Origin of the sequence: Rhodopirellula sp. MGV (assembly GCF_002251265.1) — a bacterium.
In the GTDB taxonomy this organism is placed as follows: Bacteria; Planctomycetota; Planctomycetia; order Pirellulales; family Pirellulaceae; genus Stieleria; species Stieleria baltica_A.
The window spans coordinates 212,314-227,543 of sequence record NZ_NPDI01000075.1 but is presented as its reverse complement, the minus strand read 5'-3'; the positions used below and the strand labels follow the sequence as shown (position 1 = coordinate 227,543).

Sequence of the window (15,230 nt, the reverse complement as noted above, 5' to 3'; positions counted from 1 at the left end):
CGCTCATTGGAGGGCTACGTGTGCTTTCTGACTTCTGAGTCGCGATCGTTGAGATTGGTTTTACACATTCGCTCGGCGGGACCGGCCATCTGCGGCCGCGACAAAAGCCAGTATGAAATTCCTGCGAATTGAAGCAAGTAGACGATCCACAACGCATCAAGGATCAGGTCAGGTGAACGGCTCCCACCGGGCAGTAACCAACGGGGCAAAATGGCAATCACGACTCCCATCCTGATTTGGACTTCTTTGTCTTGATGATCGGCTGGTTGGGTCATTGCCCATGTGTTCGCGGTTGAAACTTCGATGAAAGCGTCGTTGATGTTTGCACTAGGAATGAACAACAACGGGACCGGGTTGGTTTTGGCGGGGTTGACCCTGGCAAATCATCCCGAAGTGATGTTGCCGATCATTCTCTACAATCTGGTGCAGCATCTGATTGCCGCTCTGGTTGATCGCATCTTTTTCAAATCACGCTAGACACCTACAAAAGCAATTCCGCCGTGTTTTAGGGGGCGTCATGTTTGACGTAGCGGATCACGGTCAGGTGGTCACTTCGTGCGTAGGCTATGCCGTCGCTGTCTACATCGATCGCGTTGGCTAGTGGGTCGTGAATGTCAATCGTTGAACTTCCCGATGCGTCCATGCGAGTGATTTTACCTTGCTCAATACTCCATGACACACCATCGGGTTGCACCGCGAAGTCACGCGCTGCGGTAAACGGCTCCATTGAGTAGGTGCCGTCGATGACCGCGGATTCGAACGGCGCGCCGTCACACCAACGCAATAGGCGAAACGGCATTCTGTGCGTTCGAAACATCATCAAGCCATTTGCAAAGACAGCCGGTCCACCAAAGTCATGGGGGATCACCGCAGCAGTTGAAAACGCTTCGGGTGTGATGGGCACAAGACGTTTTAAATCGTGAAACGTGAATCGCGTCACTTCTGGATTGCGATCACGTTGCTCAAGCCACGCAATCACGAAACGACTTGAGTCGATCGGCAAAAGGCTCTTTAGTGAAATCAGATGTGTTTTGAACTGCGCGAGCGGTATCAGCGTGTGCTTCTTCCAGCCATGCGTACGATCGAACGTTGCGATTCCAAAATGTGAATTCCCCGCCTCGCCTTTTTGAAAGTACGTAGCGCAGGGTACATCGCCGATCATCGTCATGTCGCGGACGCTCACGTCGTCGGGAAGATTCGTGACGCCCCAGTTCGATCCGTCCCAATAAAACGCACGCGGATCACACGTAAACATTGTGATCGCGTCGCCGTTTGGCAAGCTTAACAGTTGCGTTATTTCGGGGATGCTGATTCCCTCTTGGCCTTGTAAGTCTGCAGGGGCCGCCGTGAGTCGTTTCAAGGTCATCCCGTCCCACGTTTCCAGCCCACGCGTCGTTGCGAACAGGCACCGCCCTGTTCCGTGGTGATCGCGTCCCGCTGACAATCGAAAAATTCGGGGCAGCACGGCAGCTTTTTCTGCTTCGGATTTTTGGTCCCAGTTCGTAAACGATCCTTGACGAGTGCGATGCCGCGCGACGATTTCGAGTTTGCCGGGTCCGATCGTCGGGGCGCGTCGGTGCCAGCGAAGGTCCGTTAAAAAACGCTGGTCATTCGCATTCAGTGATTCGATGGGCACGTTCACAATTCGACCATTTGAAGCCTTCAGTCGCACTTGTGAAACGTTATTTGCCAACCAAGTTGCCTTTAATTCTGCCCCAGTTTTCGCCGTCCAAACGCGTTCAAATACAAACGGAGCCAGCAAGCGGGCGAATTGATCCTGTTGCCGTAGGTCAGATGTGGCAGTGGATTCTGCAACCCATGTCGCGGTCAATCGTCGCGAAAGTTTTACTTCTTGTAATTCGTCATTGGGCAAGATTTCGAACACTCGTCCATCGCGATACCGCGTATAGACTCGGTCGAGGTGATCACCACCAATTCCTTTTGGCTGATCGAGTTCATAAAACGAGGAGTCATTGCTCCAAACATGCCGCGAGTTCCCATCAGAGCGCATGACTTCCACGCGACCATGTGATTTGGGGCCATTGGGTGTGTGAAGCAAAAAAAGTGTCCCGTCGCTGCGGATAAACGGTGACTGGTTTGTACCGGCCAGCTTGCTAAGCAAATGGTCGGTGCACTCTGGGATCTCCAACGTGGTCGCCGCATCTTGGTCAATCAGGACCGGCGGTTTGTCTCGGCGGATGCCGAGCAGTTTGTTTTCGCCGCTGGCAAGAAGCCTCTCGATGTCATGGATTGGTTGCCCGTCAACGATCACCGGTACGGGGACCCAACGATCATTCCGGGACAGTTTGACAATGTGGTTGATCGGATCGTCAAGATTCGCGATGGAGCGAAACGGCTGTTGTTTGACCAGGGCGTAAATTTCAGATCGGGTTGCCGCCAGCCACATGGTCCCGCCATCCAGTTCCGTCCAAAGATGGCTCCACTCGAATCCGTTCCAGCGAAAGATTTGCGCCCCGTCAGTGAATCGTACCAGAGCGCGACCAAATCGATCCACGGTCAATTCGCTGACAGATTCGCGAACGCCGGGAAGCGCGAAGCGTTCAAATTCGGGTGCTTGGCAATCAGCCTCACCAAGCGTTGATCCGGCGCATATTTGCCTAAGCCACGATCGGTCGACAAGAAAAATCCGCCTCGTCGATCGGGCACTGAACCGTTGATCGTGAGCACACTTGCTCCGTCAACCTTCGGCGGCTTGTCTCGGTCGTTTTCATCGACAGATGCAATTCCATTTTGAACTTGGACTCCAATCGCGTTGCACCTGCCGGACGCGATTGGGTCTCTGCGAAGGATTTGAAATCAGTGGTTGCTGGGAACGTTTCGAGAATCTCATCGAGAAACTTTTGGTCAGCACCCGCAAGGCGTTGCCGAGAGACGATGATTTCATCCGCGTTCGAACGACGTAGCAAGACTTCGTCGCCATCGATACCGATGAAGTTCGCTTCAATCTGTTTTGAGCTTCGTGTGTCTGTCCATAAACGCGCCGCCAAATCGGCAGGATGAAACGTTCCTTGGTCGATACGTTTTTCGACAGGGGAGGTGACCTCGATCGGTTCCGTCTCCGCGACGGATTCTTGGGGTTGCATGGAAGATGAATCGATCGCAACCTCCATTCCGGGGATTGGTCCTGCCGGATGACCGGCAAAGCCGCCCGCGTCGACAGTTCTCGATGAGAGGTGCCAAACGGTCAGTTGATTTTTCGCACGCGCATGCGAAACAAACATGCGGCTTTGTGTGAAGTCATAAACCAGGTGATTGCTGTTCTTGGCATCATCCGAAGGCGTTGTTAAAGAAGCTTCAGGATTCGAAAGGTCTATTGTGTGAAAGGCATCACCTGTCGAAATACCCAGCGTGTTTCGATCGACGAATGCGAGTCCTTTGCCAGAAGCGAAATTTCCTGCGATCGACGTCAGCAGTTGAAGTGATTGTGAATCGAACACCAAGATACGCCCCGATTGATCGACGACGGCAAAACGACTGTGCGACAAAGATCCGACAAGCGAGTGAAAGCCAACAGAAGTTGTTTCAAGCGTTCGAAAGGCAGGGTCTGCGGGTCGGAATCCAGTCTCCGAAAGGCCTGACGTGTCCGTTGCGATCAAGTGACGCCGAGTCGATTCGTTGTCGGGGAGTTTCGCCACCGCGAGCAATGCCTGACCATCGGGCGTGAACATCAACTCAAAACCGCGTTCCAGCCCGCGATCGAGACTGCCGACGAGTGTGCCTGTTTCAAAGTTATAAAACAGCAGTGATGTTCCTTTGCCGGACAACGCGACGATAGGAAGTTTCGGGTGACAGCACAGAAAGCCGCAACGAAACGGCAATTTGATCGTTCGTTGCAATGTCCAATCGAGTGTTCGATAGACGTTCAGACGCGTCGGATCACCGGCCACAAGCAAGAACCGGCCTTGTGGATCGAAAGCGGTCGCGAGCACCATTCCGCCATCGGACTCCAGACGAGTGATTTCCGCGAGTGAGGTGGTTTCATAAACCACGACATCGCCACGATATCCGCCGATGGCAACTCGCATCCGTTCGGGATCGATGGTCAACGCAAACGCCGAATTGACAAATGGCGTTGCCTGGTTTGTCACCGCCCTCGGAAATGCCAGCGATTGGCAGATTGCGGAATGCGTGATGTTGGTGACAAACAACACGACGACAAGGCGAACAAGAAGTGACCGCATTTCACCGTTTGTCTTGATGAGAAAACTAGAAGTCTCCCTTCAGTCTACTCCAATTGCCGGGGGCATGTTCCGGCCGAAAGTGTCGGGTTCGGCAACGGGCCGAATCGCAAACTACTCGTCATCGGCAGCGTCACCGCCGCCCAGCCATCCTCGGCGACGGAAAAATACCACCATGCTGCCGGCGGTGAGGATCATCGCTGCCCAAATGATCGGGTATCCCCAACGCGTATGCAATTCAGGCATGTGGTCGAAGTTCATGCCGTAGATCCCAGACATAAACGTCAGTGGGATAAAGATCGTTGCGACAATTGTCAGGACCTTCATCACGTCGTTGGTGCGATTGGCAATGGACGTGAGGTAAGTGTTCAGAAGACTGGCCACCATTTCACGATACATCTCGATCACTTCCGAAGTTTGAACACAGTGGTCGTGTGTGTCGCGAAGGTACAAGCGGACTTCGTCGCTAAAGAATCGACTGCCGTCTCGAATCAACGAATGAATCGCTTCGCGTTGTGGCCAGACCGCCCGGCGAAGGTTGACGAGACGATTTTTCAATCGGTTTAGCTCACGCAGTAGTTCTGGCGTTGGGTTGATCACCACGTCGTCTTCGAGATCTTCGATCCGATCGCCAATGGTTTCCAGCACCGGATAGTACGCGTCAACGATGGTGTCTGCGATGGCATAGGCCAAGTAGTCGGCACCGTGATTGCGGATGGTTGTCTTTTCCGCTCGGATTCGCTTTCGTACGGGATCGAGAACGTCGCCGGGGTACTCTTGAAACGTCAACACGTAGGTTTCGCCAATCACGATGCTGATCTGCTCCAGTTCAATCACCGAGGCCGATTCGGCGGCAACCATTTTGACGATCAACAACAATTGCTCGTCGTAGTGCTCAGCCTTGGCGCGTTGCGGCAAGTTGACAACATCTTCGAGCAACAGCGGATGCAAGTTGAAAATGTCTCCGATCGACTTCATCAATGCATGGTCGCCGAATCCTTGCACGTCGACCCAGGTAACGTGTCCGTCGTGAAACGCGGCTTCTAGTTCGTCCGTGCTGGCGACCAACTTTTCCGTCGCTTGGCCTTCGCGGCGGTAGTGAATCATATAGACCGACGGTTTGGGGGCTTCGTCGGAGATGACGAGGGTTCCCGGGCGGGCACCGACTTCTGTGTGTCGCTTCTTGAACATGTTGAATTTGGCGTGGATCGGCAGCATTATTCGAAAGTCTCGATGCCGAATTGTAAGACGTCGCCAAAAACACGTTAGCGGGTGGCAAGTCCGTTTGCCCCAGAAACCCGCTACACGTGATCACATTGATTTTTAAAGAGATCAGCGAAAACGTGCTGGAGAATACGGTGCGACATCCAAATGCGTCGTTTGTCCGCTAACCAGTTCGCCGATCAAGCGTCCAGTACTGGGCGCCAGGCTGAGCCCCAGCATGTTGTGTCCTGTCGCCAGAAATACGTTATCGAGACCTGGAACTTGACCAATGATTGGCAAGCTGTCCCAGGTCATCGGCCGCCATCCATACCACGTTTCCTTGACATCGGTAGTGTAGGGTGATTGCAAGTATGGGACCGCTGACCGTTTCAGCTGTTCGATCCGCTTGGCTGAAATCCGCGTGTCATACCCGGCGAATTCCATGATCGAGCCAAGCCGATAGCCGTCGTCGAAAGGGGTTACACCGACTTTGTGCTCGGGGAACAGCATCGGGTGTGTGGGACAGGGATTGGGGCGACTCATGGTGATCGAATAGCCCTTGCCCGGCTCGATCGGGATTCGGCAGCCTAACTCTGACGCGAACGTTGGGCTCCAGGCGCCGGTCGCGAACACGAATTTCTCTGCCGCTAGCTCACCGCTGTTGGTCGACAGCGAAGCGAGTCTGCTTTGTTTGCGCTGCAGCGAATGCACATCACAGTTCTCGATAAACCGCACGCCGCGGTCACGAAGATTTTCGACCCACTGCGAGATCACTTGGTCGGGGCGGACGCTGCAGTCGTCTTCGTAGTAGCATGCGCCGGCAAGACCGCTGCGCAGCGCCGGGTCAAATTCGGGAAGGTCGCTTCCTGAGATCTTGCTCGCGGCGACACCAAAGTTCTCGCGAATCATGTCGCAAGTGTCGGAGAACTTTGCAAGCGCCGAAGAGCTACGGAAGACGTACAGCAAGCCATTGGTTTTCCATTGGCCTTTGAACACTTCGTTGGCAACCAGGGTTCGATACTCACGCATCGAAGATTCCAAGATCGCTTGCAAGTGTTTGCCGGACTCCAGCATCGTCTGGTGTCGACAGCGGCGTGCGAATTCCAGCATCCATCGCAGCAGTGCTGGTGACAACCGAGGTTTCACCCGGAACGGCGCATTGGGTTGGAACATCGACTTGAGCGCCAAGCCGATCGCACCGGGTTCAGTCAGAGGCAGCACGTGGCTGGGACAGATGTATCCACAGTTCGCGTGCGAGCAGCCACTGCCGATTTCGCGACGGTCGACGACAGTGACATCCAATCCGGCCGAACTCAGATAGTGCGCGCTGGCGATTCCGACGATGCCTCCGCCAACGACGACAACGTTTGGTGATCCCGCGACATTCATTGGGCGGTACCTGCGGGGCGGCCGGGATGAAACAGGCCACAGGCGAAGGGGTCGTCCGATTGATAGACCGCACGTCCTTCGCTGCAGACATACGCGCTACCGCGAATCGTGGGCAGAATCATTCCGTCTGTTCCCAATTCATACGTCCCTACAAAGCGACTTCCGATGATGCTTTCTTGGACCCAGATTTCCCCGGGGGCGAGCATTCCTTCGGCCGCGAGGCAAGCCAGTTTGGCGCTTGTTCCCGTGCCACATGGTGAGCGGTCGTATGCACCGCCCGGGCAGAGGACAAAATTGCGGCAATCGGCGTCTTCCGTTTCGGTCGGTGCGAAGAATTCGACGTGGTCAATCATCGCACCATTCGCACCAGTAACTCCCTGCTGTGCCAAGGCATCTTGAATGCGAATCGAAAGGTCCGTTAGCGGTGCAAGGTTGTCCGTAGTCAACGGCAACAGACAAGACTGTGTCAGGAAAAACCAATTACCACCCCAAGCGACATCACCGGTGACTTCGCCAATCCCGTCAACTCGGACGGTCACGTCGTTGCGGTAGCGATAACTGGGAACGTTTTTGATTTCGACTTGATGTGAATCGATCAAGTTGACACCAACGGTTCCGACGGGCGTGTCGAGCTGATGATAGCCGGGGACTAACTTGCCAAGGTATCCTAAAACGACAGCGACGCCGATCGCACCGTGACCACACATCCCTAGGTAGCCGGTGTTGTTGAAGAAGACGACGCCGGCAGCACAGTCTGCATTCGCAGGCTGGCAAAGCATCGCGCCGACCATCGCTTGATGCCCGCGTGGTTCATCGATCAGGCTGGCACGGATCCAGTCGTCTGCATTCGATAGTCGTTCGACCAACGCTTTGGGGGTAAGCATTGCCAGTTCGGTCGCCCCGGCAATCACAACGCGTGTGGGTTCCCCCGCCGTGTGTGCGTCAATGTATTCAAACGTTGGCGTTTCACCACGCATCAGGCTGTGCATCAGACCGCCCCTTCCCATTGGCCCCACCACGTGCGGAACTGCTGCCACTGGTCGTCAATAAACGCTTGTTGACTGGCGGCCAGTTTGTCGGTGGCGTTGAAGTGATACCGGTATTCAGAATTTCCTTCCAAGACCATCAAGTACTTGTAATACAGCACCAAGTCAGGGCCCTCGTCGAACTTGGAGAGGACCGCAAGTGCGGATTCCAATTCGCAAGCCAGTCGCAGTGCTTTCGAGTCACCTTTGGCGGCTTGTTGGCACAGTTCCACAAGTCGCAGCACTTCGGTTGGCAATGCGTTGCCAACTCCGGTGATCGCTCCGATCGCGCCGCAACGCACGAAGCCATGCAACACCTGAGTGTCGACGCCGACCATCAAGGCTAGGTTTGGATCGCCACTGGTGATGTTTTCGGCGGCATAGGACAGCGATTCAGCACCGCCGAATTCTTTGAAGCCGACTAGATTGGCGTGGCGATCACGGAGTTCGAAGAACAGGTCCGCCTTGGTTTGGTAGCCGTAGTAGGGGCTGTTGTAAATCACGGCGGGCAAGCTTGGGGCCGCGTTTAAGATTCCACAAAAGTGTTCACGTTGGGCGGCAATCGATGTGCCGCGTGAGAGCACGCGTGGGATGACCATCAATCCGGCAGCGCCGACTTGTTCCGCATGTGCGGCGTGTTCGGCCGCAAGGCGTGGGTTTTGTGCGCCGGTTCCGACGACGACAGGAACCCCCGCTTGGGTCAGCCTGGCGACACCTTCTTGGCGTTGGGCATCGGTCAATAGTGGCCAGTCGCCCATCGAACCGCAGTACACGACCGCGTTCATTCCCGCGTCCATCAGCTTTTGGCCGGTGGCGACCAAGGCGTCCCAGTTCGGCCGTCCGGCCTCGTCACACGGCGTCATCAACGCCGGAATACAACCTTGAAAGACTGTCATCTCTCCCGTCACGGCAATCTCCACTTTGGAGGCAGCGTCATTTCGAGCTGCCGGTAATTTTGGTCGGGTCGAAGCCCTGATTCGCTTCGAGCTGTTTCGCACTAGAATTGTGACATCGATCACTTGGCATTTCTTGACACGACCCACGCTGCCCACTTGAAAAGGCGCACATTTGCCCGAGAGGCTTGATGGTTCCCGAAATTTTCAGCCTGCTGGAGCAACCTTTCACTGGGGAAGCCCTCTTTGACCACCTGCATGACATCGTATTCTTCGTCAAGAACGAGCGATGTGAGTATGTCGTGGTCAATCAAACGCTGGTCAGTCGTTGTGGCAAAAATAACAAGGCGGAACTGCTCGGCAAGACACCCACACAGTTGTTGCGTGCTCCGCTCGGTGCTCGGTACGAAGAACAAGATCGACGCGTGATTGAATCGGGACAATCCCTCACATCGCAGCTTGAGCTTCATGTTTATCCGACATTAGATACCGGCTGGTGTTTGACGACCAAAATGCCCATGCGTGGTTCGCAGGGGACAATCATTGGGTTGGTTGGCGTTTCGCAGGACGTCAAAATTCCCGACTTCGATACCGACGAGTTTCAACACCTCGCCGACGCCATTGCCTTTGCCAAGCAGCACTTGGCAAATGCCATGTCGGTTGAGCAGCTCGCAAAAGTCGCGAACATGTCACGCTACCAACTTGATCGTCGCATGCGACGGGTGTTCGGTTTGACTACCGGCCAGTGGCTGATCCAGCTCAAGATCGATCGGGCACAGCGGAAGCTACAAAGCACGACCGACCCGATCGCATCAATCGCACTGGATGTGGGCTATTCGGATCAGAGCGCTTTCACGCGGCAATTCCGACAAGCTACCGGCATGTCGCCACGAGACTATCGTCTGACCTATCAGCAAAAATAAAGCCGCCGTCCGCGAGGCGATTGATGTGCTTACGGACGTCGGCTGATCGAAATGGTTGCACCTTACAGCGTTTGATCCATCACCTCGCGCGCCGCACGAGTGCCGAGTGCACCCCAGAGACCGTAAGGGCTTGCGTGTCCAGGCAAGTAATTGGCGGAGCCGCCGTCGGCAGCGCGGCGAACCACTGGGTTGTGTGAGTTCCCCGCATCGATCGAGTCGGTGATGAACTGTACCGAACCGTCGCACATCAGAATGTGAACGCCACCTTGGTGCCTGCTGGATGCCGGCAAGATTTCCGAGTTTGCCCAGTTCGTCGAGGTACAGAATTCACGATTGGGAGGCAGAATCGTATTGAAGGCGCTAAAGGGATTCCAAGCCGACGCCCAGCGAAAACCACGCGCATTCGTTGGGGTGCTTAATGCCGGCGCCGTTGGGCCCCAGAAATTTGGTCGCGATGGGTCTTTAAAACCGAGATCGGTGCACGCGTTTGGGTTGTCGATCGGCATGGCGCCACCCGATGCATCAAGAGGAAGCGTGCGAACATCATTGTCGCCGAGATCAGTGGTGATCTCGCCCATGCAAACGGTGTTGGAAAGCCCGTCCAAAATATCACGGAACTTCAGTTGGCGATGCAAAACGAATGCGCCACGATGCGATGCATTCGACACCGATGATTGGGTCGTGTCATTGTGCAGCCACTCTGTCAGCACACCCAGTTCATTTCGGAATCCCGAGTCACCCAAGCTTGCCGCGTAGTTCGTTCTGCCAAGCGAGGGCAAGCCGTTGCCTGGGTCGCTCGGGCAACGTAGCATCGGGATCTCGGTTACCCAAGGTTGGTAGTTGGCCTGTTCATGCGTCGGGCCCATCGGTGGGAAGTCGACGACGCCGTCTCCGTCGTAGTCCATCGGCTGTGAAATCTGGTCCCAGATGCCTTGTTGTTCAAAGAACGGGGTGAGAGCGACAAACACACTTAGCATCTTGCAGTTGTAGTTGGCGCTCGTTTCATACCAATACGATTGGTACAAGCTGTTTGAACCGTCGTCCGTCCCGGCGCCATGAGTCGGCATTGCTTTGTATGCAGAGTGGTAGTTGTGGACTGCTAAGCCGATCTGCTTGAAGTTGTTACTGCAGCTCATCCGACGAGCCGCTTCACGTGCCGCCTGCACCGCGGGTAAGAGCAGCCCGACTAGAATCCCGATGATCGCGATCACGACGAGAAGTTCAACCAAGGTGAAACCGTGGTTCTGTTTCCTTTTCAAAGACATTGGCAATCTATTTCAATAGAGTTGTGGTCGGCTCGCACGAAAACGTCATCGTGAATCCCGCTAACTCATTGGCGATTGCCGGTGCCGGGCCCTAACAATGAAATGGCCAAAGAAGAGGTTCGGTCAAAGGCCGGATGCGATCGGAAGAGAATCCACCTTATCGCGACAGAGTGGCTTTATCGCGAGCCATTGGTGACGGCAGGGGGCGGGAGAATAGGCCTAGAGCGTACGGTGCTGAAGCGAGAAAAGCGAACGCAACGGTGGGAAGGGGCTGAAACCCTTCGACGAAAAACAAAACTGGCCAAGCCTTCCGCAATTCAGAGGTGCTTGAATCGCAAATGACTTGGCCAATTTGTTGCCTCGAGCTCTAGGGGCTTCGAGGCATTCACCAGATCGGGAATTAACGAGATGGCGGGGCCATCGTGTCTTGTTTGACCATCTCGTTGTAAGCGGCGAGCGCTTCGGCGTCGGCGTTTTCGACAACGTTGACAGGATCAGATGATCCACAACCGGTCATCGCCAATGCGACGACTGCGAGGCAGAAACACGCTTTCGCTTTTGCAGAAACGGCTGCCGGTTTCAGAAGATTTGCATGACGCATTGATTGGGTTCCATAAAGGCGTTGCTGTTGATTCGTTCAAAAGTAAGTTCGCCGGAATAAGTCCGGCGAACGATGCCGAGGAACTCCCGGCGAACTACTGATTGCCGCAGTCTGTGTTTGAGGTGCGACACACCGGGTCGCTGATTACAGCTGTTGATCGATGATTTCGCGAGCGTCGCGAGTACCCAAAGCGCCCCACAACCCATAGGGGCTGGGGTTACCTGGAAGGTACTTGCCAGCACCGCCGTCAGCGGCACGGCGGACGACCGGGCTGTGCGAATCGCCGGCATCGATCGAGTCGGTGATGAACTGGACCGAACCGTCACACATCAAGACGTGAGCGCCACCTTGGTGACGGCTGGATGCGGGATAGATTTCTGCGTTCGACCAGTTGGTCGAGGTGCAGATTTCGCGGTTCGGTGGCAGGATCGTGTTGAACGCGGAGAAGGGGTTCCACGCTGATGCCCAGCGGAAGCCACGACCGTTCGATGCGAAGGTGCGGTCAGGCGCATCGGGGCCCCAGAAACGTGGCCGCTCAGGGTCACGGAAGCCAAGGTCGGTGCAAGCGTTGGGGTTTTCGACCGGGTTCGCCGCACCTTGCGAGTTGACGGAAATCGTACGAACGTCGTCGTCACCAAGGTCGGTTGCGATTTCACCCATGCAGATGGTGTTCGACAATCCGTCAAGGATGTCTCGGAACTTCATTTGGCGGTGCAAGACGAACGCGCCACGGTGCGATGCCATTGACTTCGCGGTTCGAGTCGCGTTGTGGTGCAACCACACACCCAAGGAGCCGAACTGAAGTTCGTAACCTGCGTCGCCAAGGCTGACCGCATAGTTTGTTCGTCCCAGCGCCGGAAGTCCCGTGCCCGGATCGCTCGGGCAACGCAACATTGGAATTTCAGTTGCCCATGGGCTGTAGTCTGCTTTCTCGTGGGTTGGCCCCATCGCTGGATAGTCGACGACTCCGTCGCCGTCGATATCCATCGGTTGCGAAATCTTGTCCCACAGACCTTGTTGCTCGAAGAAAGGCGTGAGCGCGACGAACGCACTCAGCATCTTGCAGTTGTACTTTCTGCTGTTTTGGTACCAGTACGATTGGTTCAGGCGGTCCGAACCATCGTCGGTGCCGGTTCCTTGCAGGGGCATCGCTTTGTAAGCAGAGTGGTAGTTGTGTACCGATAGCCCGATTTGCTTGAAGTTGTTACTGCAACTCATGCGGCGAGCCGCTTCCCGTGCTGCTTGGACGGCTGGCAAGAGCAAGCCAACCAGGACGCCAATGATGGCGATCACGACAAGAAGTTCTACGAGCGTGAAGCCCTGATTACGTTTGCGATTCAATTGCATTGCGAGATCTGATTCCATTAAGTGCTTTCAGTGGCTGCGCCGACCAATAGCGCAGCTCTACCGATAAATGGCCGCGTTCGACGTAAACGTCGAAACGATCCGATCCGCCTCTTTGCGTAACCGTGAAGGGTTACATGAGAACAAGACAATCAGCACACGTCGTCAACTCTTATGCCTCAGCCCAATGGGCTACTCGAGTCGCACTAAACGATGCCTGCCCAAAACGATGAGCCTGCCCGATTCGTCGACGACATTAAACAGGAAACCAATCCGTTTTTAATACATCAGTATTCTTTAATTCAAAGCACGCAAACTAGTGTGCGGCTTGATGCCCTTCAGATCCCTACGGTGTGCATTGATCGGTCCTAAAGCGCGCGGTTTTTTAAGCTCTGTTGGGGGTGAGTACTTAGGCTTTACCACCGCTTCGAAAGAAACTTCAGGTTTGCAAAAATTCAAACTCAGGTTCTCCTGAAAACGGTTCTCGCACGCTTGCGTTGCTTACTCAAATGATCTTGAAAGTTCGGCCTTCGCGTTTTGAGAACGTTGCTCAATCGAGATGCATCTCATTGAGTAGGGCGATGCAAAAAGAAGACAGCGATCTACCTCGAATGGAAGAGAGTGTAGGGTGAGTGCCTACATCAGACGGGGTGATCCAGCTTGGTCACTCGGCTAGCGATTAGTAATTGAGTCGAGGTTGTCGAGTCGTGTTTGAAAGTCGCGGTGCTTTCGACGCAGTTGTTGGTTGACTTCGCTCACCCTTCTGGCGTTTTCGATTTCGGTATTCGGGTCTGTAAGGGCGACGTATCCGGGGATCAATCGAGCGACATGTTGAAATGGTTGCGTGATAGGACTGACCACGTCTTTCGCGGTTAAGACGAGTCCTTCGGCGGCAACCGCGATTCGTTTGGGCGTCTTGCTTTGTGACTCCACAAGGTTCTCGCCACACTTGCGAAGTTTTTCTAATTGCAGTGCATTACCGAGTTGATCGGTGAGCGCTCGCCCACTTCGCACTTTGACTTTGGGGCAACCGTTGCGAGGGAAGACGACTTTGATCCCCGCATCGCCAAAGTCATAGTCGATTCCATGGGCGTCGTAGTGGACGATGGGCGAGCCCGGCAACATTTGAACTTGAACATAGGTTCGCTCACCCGTTCGGGGATGCGACGCAACAACAATCGTAGGCCCACCCGGAAGATCTGGTCCTCGGAAAGAACGGTCGCCGGTGTAGTAATAGCGATGGACCAACACTGTCGGAGGGATCTCAACGGCCATTCCTGACCCAGCGTCTTGTAGCTGGACGGCCGGGTTACCTAATGAATCTGCACCCGGATCGATCACCTCGATTTCCAATGCCGGCGAAACAGTGGATTTACGAAGGTCTTGCGCAGTCACGCTGCCTTGGTGCAACGCTACGCCAGCAATGATCCAGGCGATGATGCGCGTTTGGAATGATCGTCGTGACGTCAGAGCGTTCATTGGTTTCGACGTAAATTTCGTGATTGACGGATGCAGGCAAGGCAGCAAGATGAAGCACGCGTAAACAAACGCGTGCATTAAATGTTGACTAAACGAAGGCTAGGTGTCTTCTAAGCGGCGGACGTTTTGGCTCGCCGAAGTGAGCGGATCGAGTTGATAGAAGAATTCGAACTCGACGGCCTCAGTGAACGGGAACGCCTTCAGGACTTGAAAGTCGTTGTCGTGCCATCGCAGGCGACGCGGTTCATTCCGTTGCACCCAAAACGGTTTTGGTGCAAGCCGTGCGGCGAATAGGCGTCCAGGGTTCGCTGCTCGGTCAACTTGGTCCGATTCGATTGCGTCAGCTTGGGCAGCCGTTTCGGAAGCCAGCAATCGGGCTTCGAAATGGAACCGATTGCGTCTCAAATGAGCGAACGGATTGAGCTCGTCCCCTACATCCAGTTCCGCAAAATTTTGCTCAGCCAACAGAGACATTGACCAATCGCCACCACTGGTGATTTCCAAGACCACATCACTGATTCGACAGTGATCGATCGTCAGTTCCGATCGATTGGGGCGAAAGCGTTTCCGAGTGGTCTCGGCTGGCTCGACCGCGTCTCCGTTTGCCGCATCACGGATCATTGCTTCATAGGCGTCCGACTCAATCGCTTGGAAAGTCAAACTGTTGATGACCAGCGAGGGGCTGCGCCCTTGGTGTTGGTAATCATTTTTTGGGAGGCAGCCGATCGGCGTTGGGCTGGTGACATGTCTTCGCGGGATCAATCGTGGCCAATCGGCGCCCGTCAAACTGACGCTGCCATATCCTAAAGCTGCGATCGAGAGTTGTCGCAGCCATTGGCGGCGATTGGCAAGTCGTTCAAGTTCATTGTGGCTCATTTAATCATCCTTGATCATCGAAATGCCACGGTC

The 15,230-nt window shown here is 54.8% G+C and carries 14 protein-coding genes; 2 read left to right on the top strand and 12 right to left on the bottom strand.

Annotated elements, in window-relative coordinates; genetic code table 11:
- Positions 1 to 14: 14 nt before the first annotated feature.
- On the bottom strand, positions 15 to 275 hold the full coding sequence (locus CGZ80_RS26755; RefSeq protein WP_094418739.1) for a hypothetical protein: 261 nt from the start codon (positions 273 to 275) through the stop codon (positions 15 to 17).
- Between the two features lie 28 nt (positions 276 to 303).
- Here CGZ80_RS26755 and CGZ80_RS26750 point away from each other — a divergent pair, with 28 nt between their 5' ends.
- A complete protein-coding gene (locus CGZ80_RS26750) occupies positions 304 to 477 on the top strand; it encodes a hypothetical protein (RefSeq protein WP_198953797.1) in 174 nt (57 codons plus the stop codon).
- Positions 478 to 505: 28 nt separating this feature from the next.
- On the opposite strand, the gene CGZ80_RS26745 is transcribed toward CGZ80_RS26750, so the two are convergent.
- From CGZ80_RS26745 to CGZ80_RS26720, 6 genes are all read right to left on the bottom strand, one after another.
- Complete coding sequence (locus CGZ80_RS26745) at positions 506 to 2,515, bottom strand: hypothetical protein (protein ID WP_143544181.1); 2,010 nt, start codon at positions 2,513 to 2,515, stop codon at positions 506 to 508.
- Positions 2,516 to 2,618: 103 nt separating this feature from the next.
- A complete protein-coding gene (locus tag CGZ80_RS26740) occupies positions 2,619 to 4,202 on the bottom strand; it encodes a WD40 repeat domain-containing protein (RefSeq protein WP_094418736.1) in 1,584 nt (527 codons plus the stop codon).
- A gap of 111 nt (positions 4,203 to 4,313) precedes the next feature.
- A complete protein-coding gene (gene corA, locus CGZ80_RS26735; protein ID WP_094418854.1) occupies positions 4,314 to 5,390 on the bottom strand; it encodes a magnesium/cobalt transporter CorA in 1,077 nt (358 codons plus the stop codon).
- Positions 5,391 to 5,531: 141 nt separating this feature from the next.
- The gene (locus tag CGZ80_RS26730; protein ID WP_094418735.1) at positions 5,532 to 6,791 is read right to left on the bottom strand and encodes an NAD(P)/FAD-dependent oxidoreductase; all 1,260 of its coding nucleotides are present in this window, start codon (positions 6,789 to 6,791) and stop codon (positions 5,532 to 5,534) included.
- Positions 6,788 to 7,780: a proline racemase family protein gene (locus CGZ80_RS26725; protein WP_233148699.1), complete on the bottom strand. Its 993-nt coding sequence runs from the start codon at positions 7,778 to 7,780 to the stop codon at positions 6,788 to 6,790. Before CGZ80_RS26725 ends, CGZ80_RS26730 begins: the two co-directional genes overlap by 4 nt.
- A complete protein-coding gene (locus tag CGZ80_RS26720; protein ID WP_094418852.1) occupies positions 7,780 to 8,712 on the bottom strand; it encodes a dihydrodipicolinate synthase family protein in 933 nt (310 codons plus the stop codon). Before CGZ80_RS26720 ends, CGZ80_RS26725 begins: the two co-directional genes overlap by 1 nt.
- Positions 8,713 to 8,900: 188 nt before the next feature.
- On the opposite strand from CGZ80_RS26720, the gene CGZ80_RS26715 reads away from it, so the two are divergent.
- Complete coding sequence (locus CGZ80_RS26715; RefSeq protein ID WP_094418734.1) at positions 8,901 to 9,632, top strand: AraC family transcriptional regulator; 732 nt, start codon at positions 8,901 to 8,903, stop codon at positions 9,630 to 9,632.
- A gap of 62 nt (positions 9,633 to 9,694) precedes the next feature.
- On the opposite strand, the gene CGZ80_RS26710 is transcribed toward CGZ80_RS26715, so the two are convergent.
- The 5 genes from CGZ80_RS26710 to CGZ80_RS26685 all read right to left on the bottom strand — a co-directional run bounded on the left by CGZ80_RS26710 (position 9,695) and on the right by CGZ80_RS26685 (position 15,197).
- Positions 9,695 to 10,897 (bottom strand): DUF1559 domain-containing protein, encoded by a 1,203-nt coding sequence (locus tag CGZ80_RS26710; protein ID WP_094418733.1) that lies wholly within the window; start codon positions 10,895 to 10,897, stop codon positions 9,695 to 9,697.
- A gap of 400 nt (positions 10,898 to 11,297) precedes the next feature.
- Positions 11,298 to 11,498, bottom strand: a complete 201-nt coding sequence (locus tag CGZ80_RS26700; RefSeq protein WP_094418731.1) for a hypothetical protein — start codon at positions 11,496 to 11,498, stop codon at positions 11,298 to 11,300.
- A gap of 144 nt (positions 11,499 to 11,642) precedes the next feature.
- Positions 11,643 to 12,863: a DUF1559 domain-containing protein gene (locus tag CGZ80_RS26695; RefSeq protein WP_233148698.1), complete on the bottom strand. Its 1,221-nt coding sequence runs from the start codon at positions 12,861 to 12,863 to the stop codon at positions 11,643 to 11,645.
- Between the two features lie 651 nt (positions 12,864 to 13,514).
- On the bottom strand, positions 13,515 to 14,321 hold the full coding sequence (locus CGZ80_RS26690) for a hypothetical protein (protein WP_143544180.1): 807 nt from the start codon (positions 14,319 to 14,321) through the stop codon (positions 13,515 to 13,517).
- A 99-nt stretch (positions 14,322 to 14,420) separates the two neighbouring features.
- On the bottom strand, positions 14,421 to 15,197 hold the full coding sequence (locus CGZ80_RS26685) for a hypothetical protein (RefSeq protein ID WP_094418729.1): 777 nt from the start codon (positions 15,195 to 15,197) through the stop codon (positions 14,421 to 14,423).
- Positions 15,198 to 15,230 lie beyond the last annotated feature (33 nt).

Excerpts from the sequence above, each read along its gene's own strand:
- CGZ80_RS26755 (WP_094418739.1), bottom strand. The coding sequence starts at position 275 with ATGACCCAACCAGCCGATCATCAAGACAAAGAAGTCCAAATCAGGATG.
- CGZ80_RS26750 (WP_198953797.1), top strand. The coding sequence starts at position 304 with ATGAAAGCGTCGTTGATGTTTGCACTAGGAATGAACAACAACGGGACC.
- CGZ80_RS26740 (WP_094418736.1), bottom strand. The coding sequence starts at position 4,202 with ATGCGGTCACTTCTTGTTCGCCTTGTCGTCGTGTTGTTTGTCACCAAC.
- corA (WP_094418854.1), bottom strand. The coding sequence starts at position 5,390 with ATGTTCAAGAAGCGACACACAGAAGTCGGTGCCCGCCCGGGAACCCTC.
- CGZ80_RS26730 (WP_094418735.1), bottom strand. The coding sequence starts at position 6,791 with ATGAATGTCGCGGGATCACCAAACGTTGTCGTCGTTGGCGGAGGCATC.
- CGZ80_RS26725 (WP_233148699.1), bottom strand. The coding sequence starts at position 7,780 with ATGCACAGCCTGATGCGTGGTGAAACGCCAACGTTTGAATACATTGAC.
- CGZ80_RS26720 (WP_094418852.1), bottom strand. The coding sequence starts at position 8,712 with ATGACAGTCTTTCAAGGTTGTATTCCGGCGTTGATGACGCCGTGTGAC.
- CGZ80_RS26715 (WP_094418734.1), top strand. The coding sequence starts at position 8,901 with ATGGTTCCCGAAATTTTCAGCCTGCTGGAGCAACCTTTCACTGGGGAA.
- CGZ80_RS26710 (WP_094418733.1), bottom strand. The coding sequence starts at position 10,897 with ATGTCTTTGAAAAGGAAACAGAACCACGGTTTCACCTTGGTTGAACTT.
- CGZ80_RS26700 (WP_094418731.1), bottom strand. The coding sequence starts at position 11,498 with ATGCGTCATGCAAATCTTCTGAAACCGGCAGCCGTTTCTGCAAAAGCG.
- CGZ80_RS26695 (WP_233148698.1), bottom strand. The coding sequence starts at position 12,863 with ATGGAATCAGATCTCGCAATGCAATTGAATCGCAAACGTAATCAGGGC.
- CGZ80_RS26690 (WP_143544180.1), bottom strand. The coding sequence starts at position 14,321 with ATGAACGCTCTGACGTCACGACGATCATTCCAAACGCGCATCATCGCC.
- CGZ80_RS26685 (WP_094418729.1), bottom strand. The coding sequence starts at position 15,197 with ATGAGCCACAATGAACTTGAACGACTTGCCAATCGCCGCCAATGGCTG.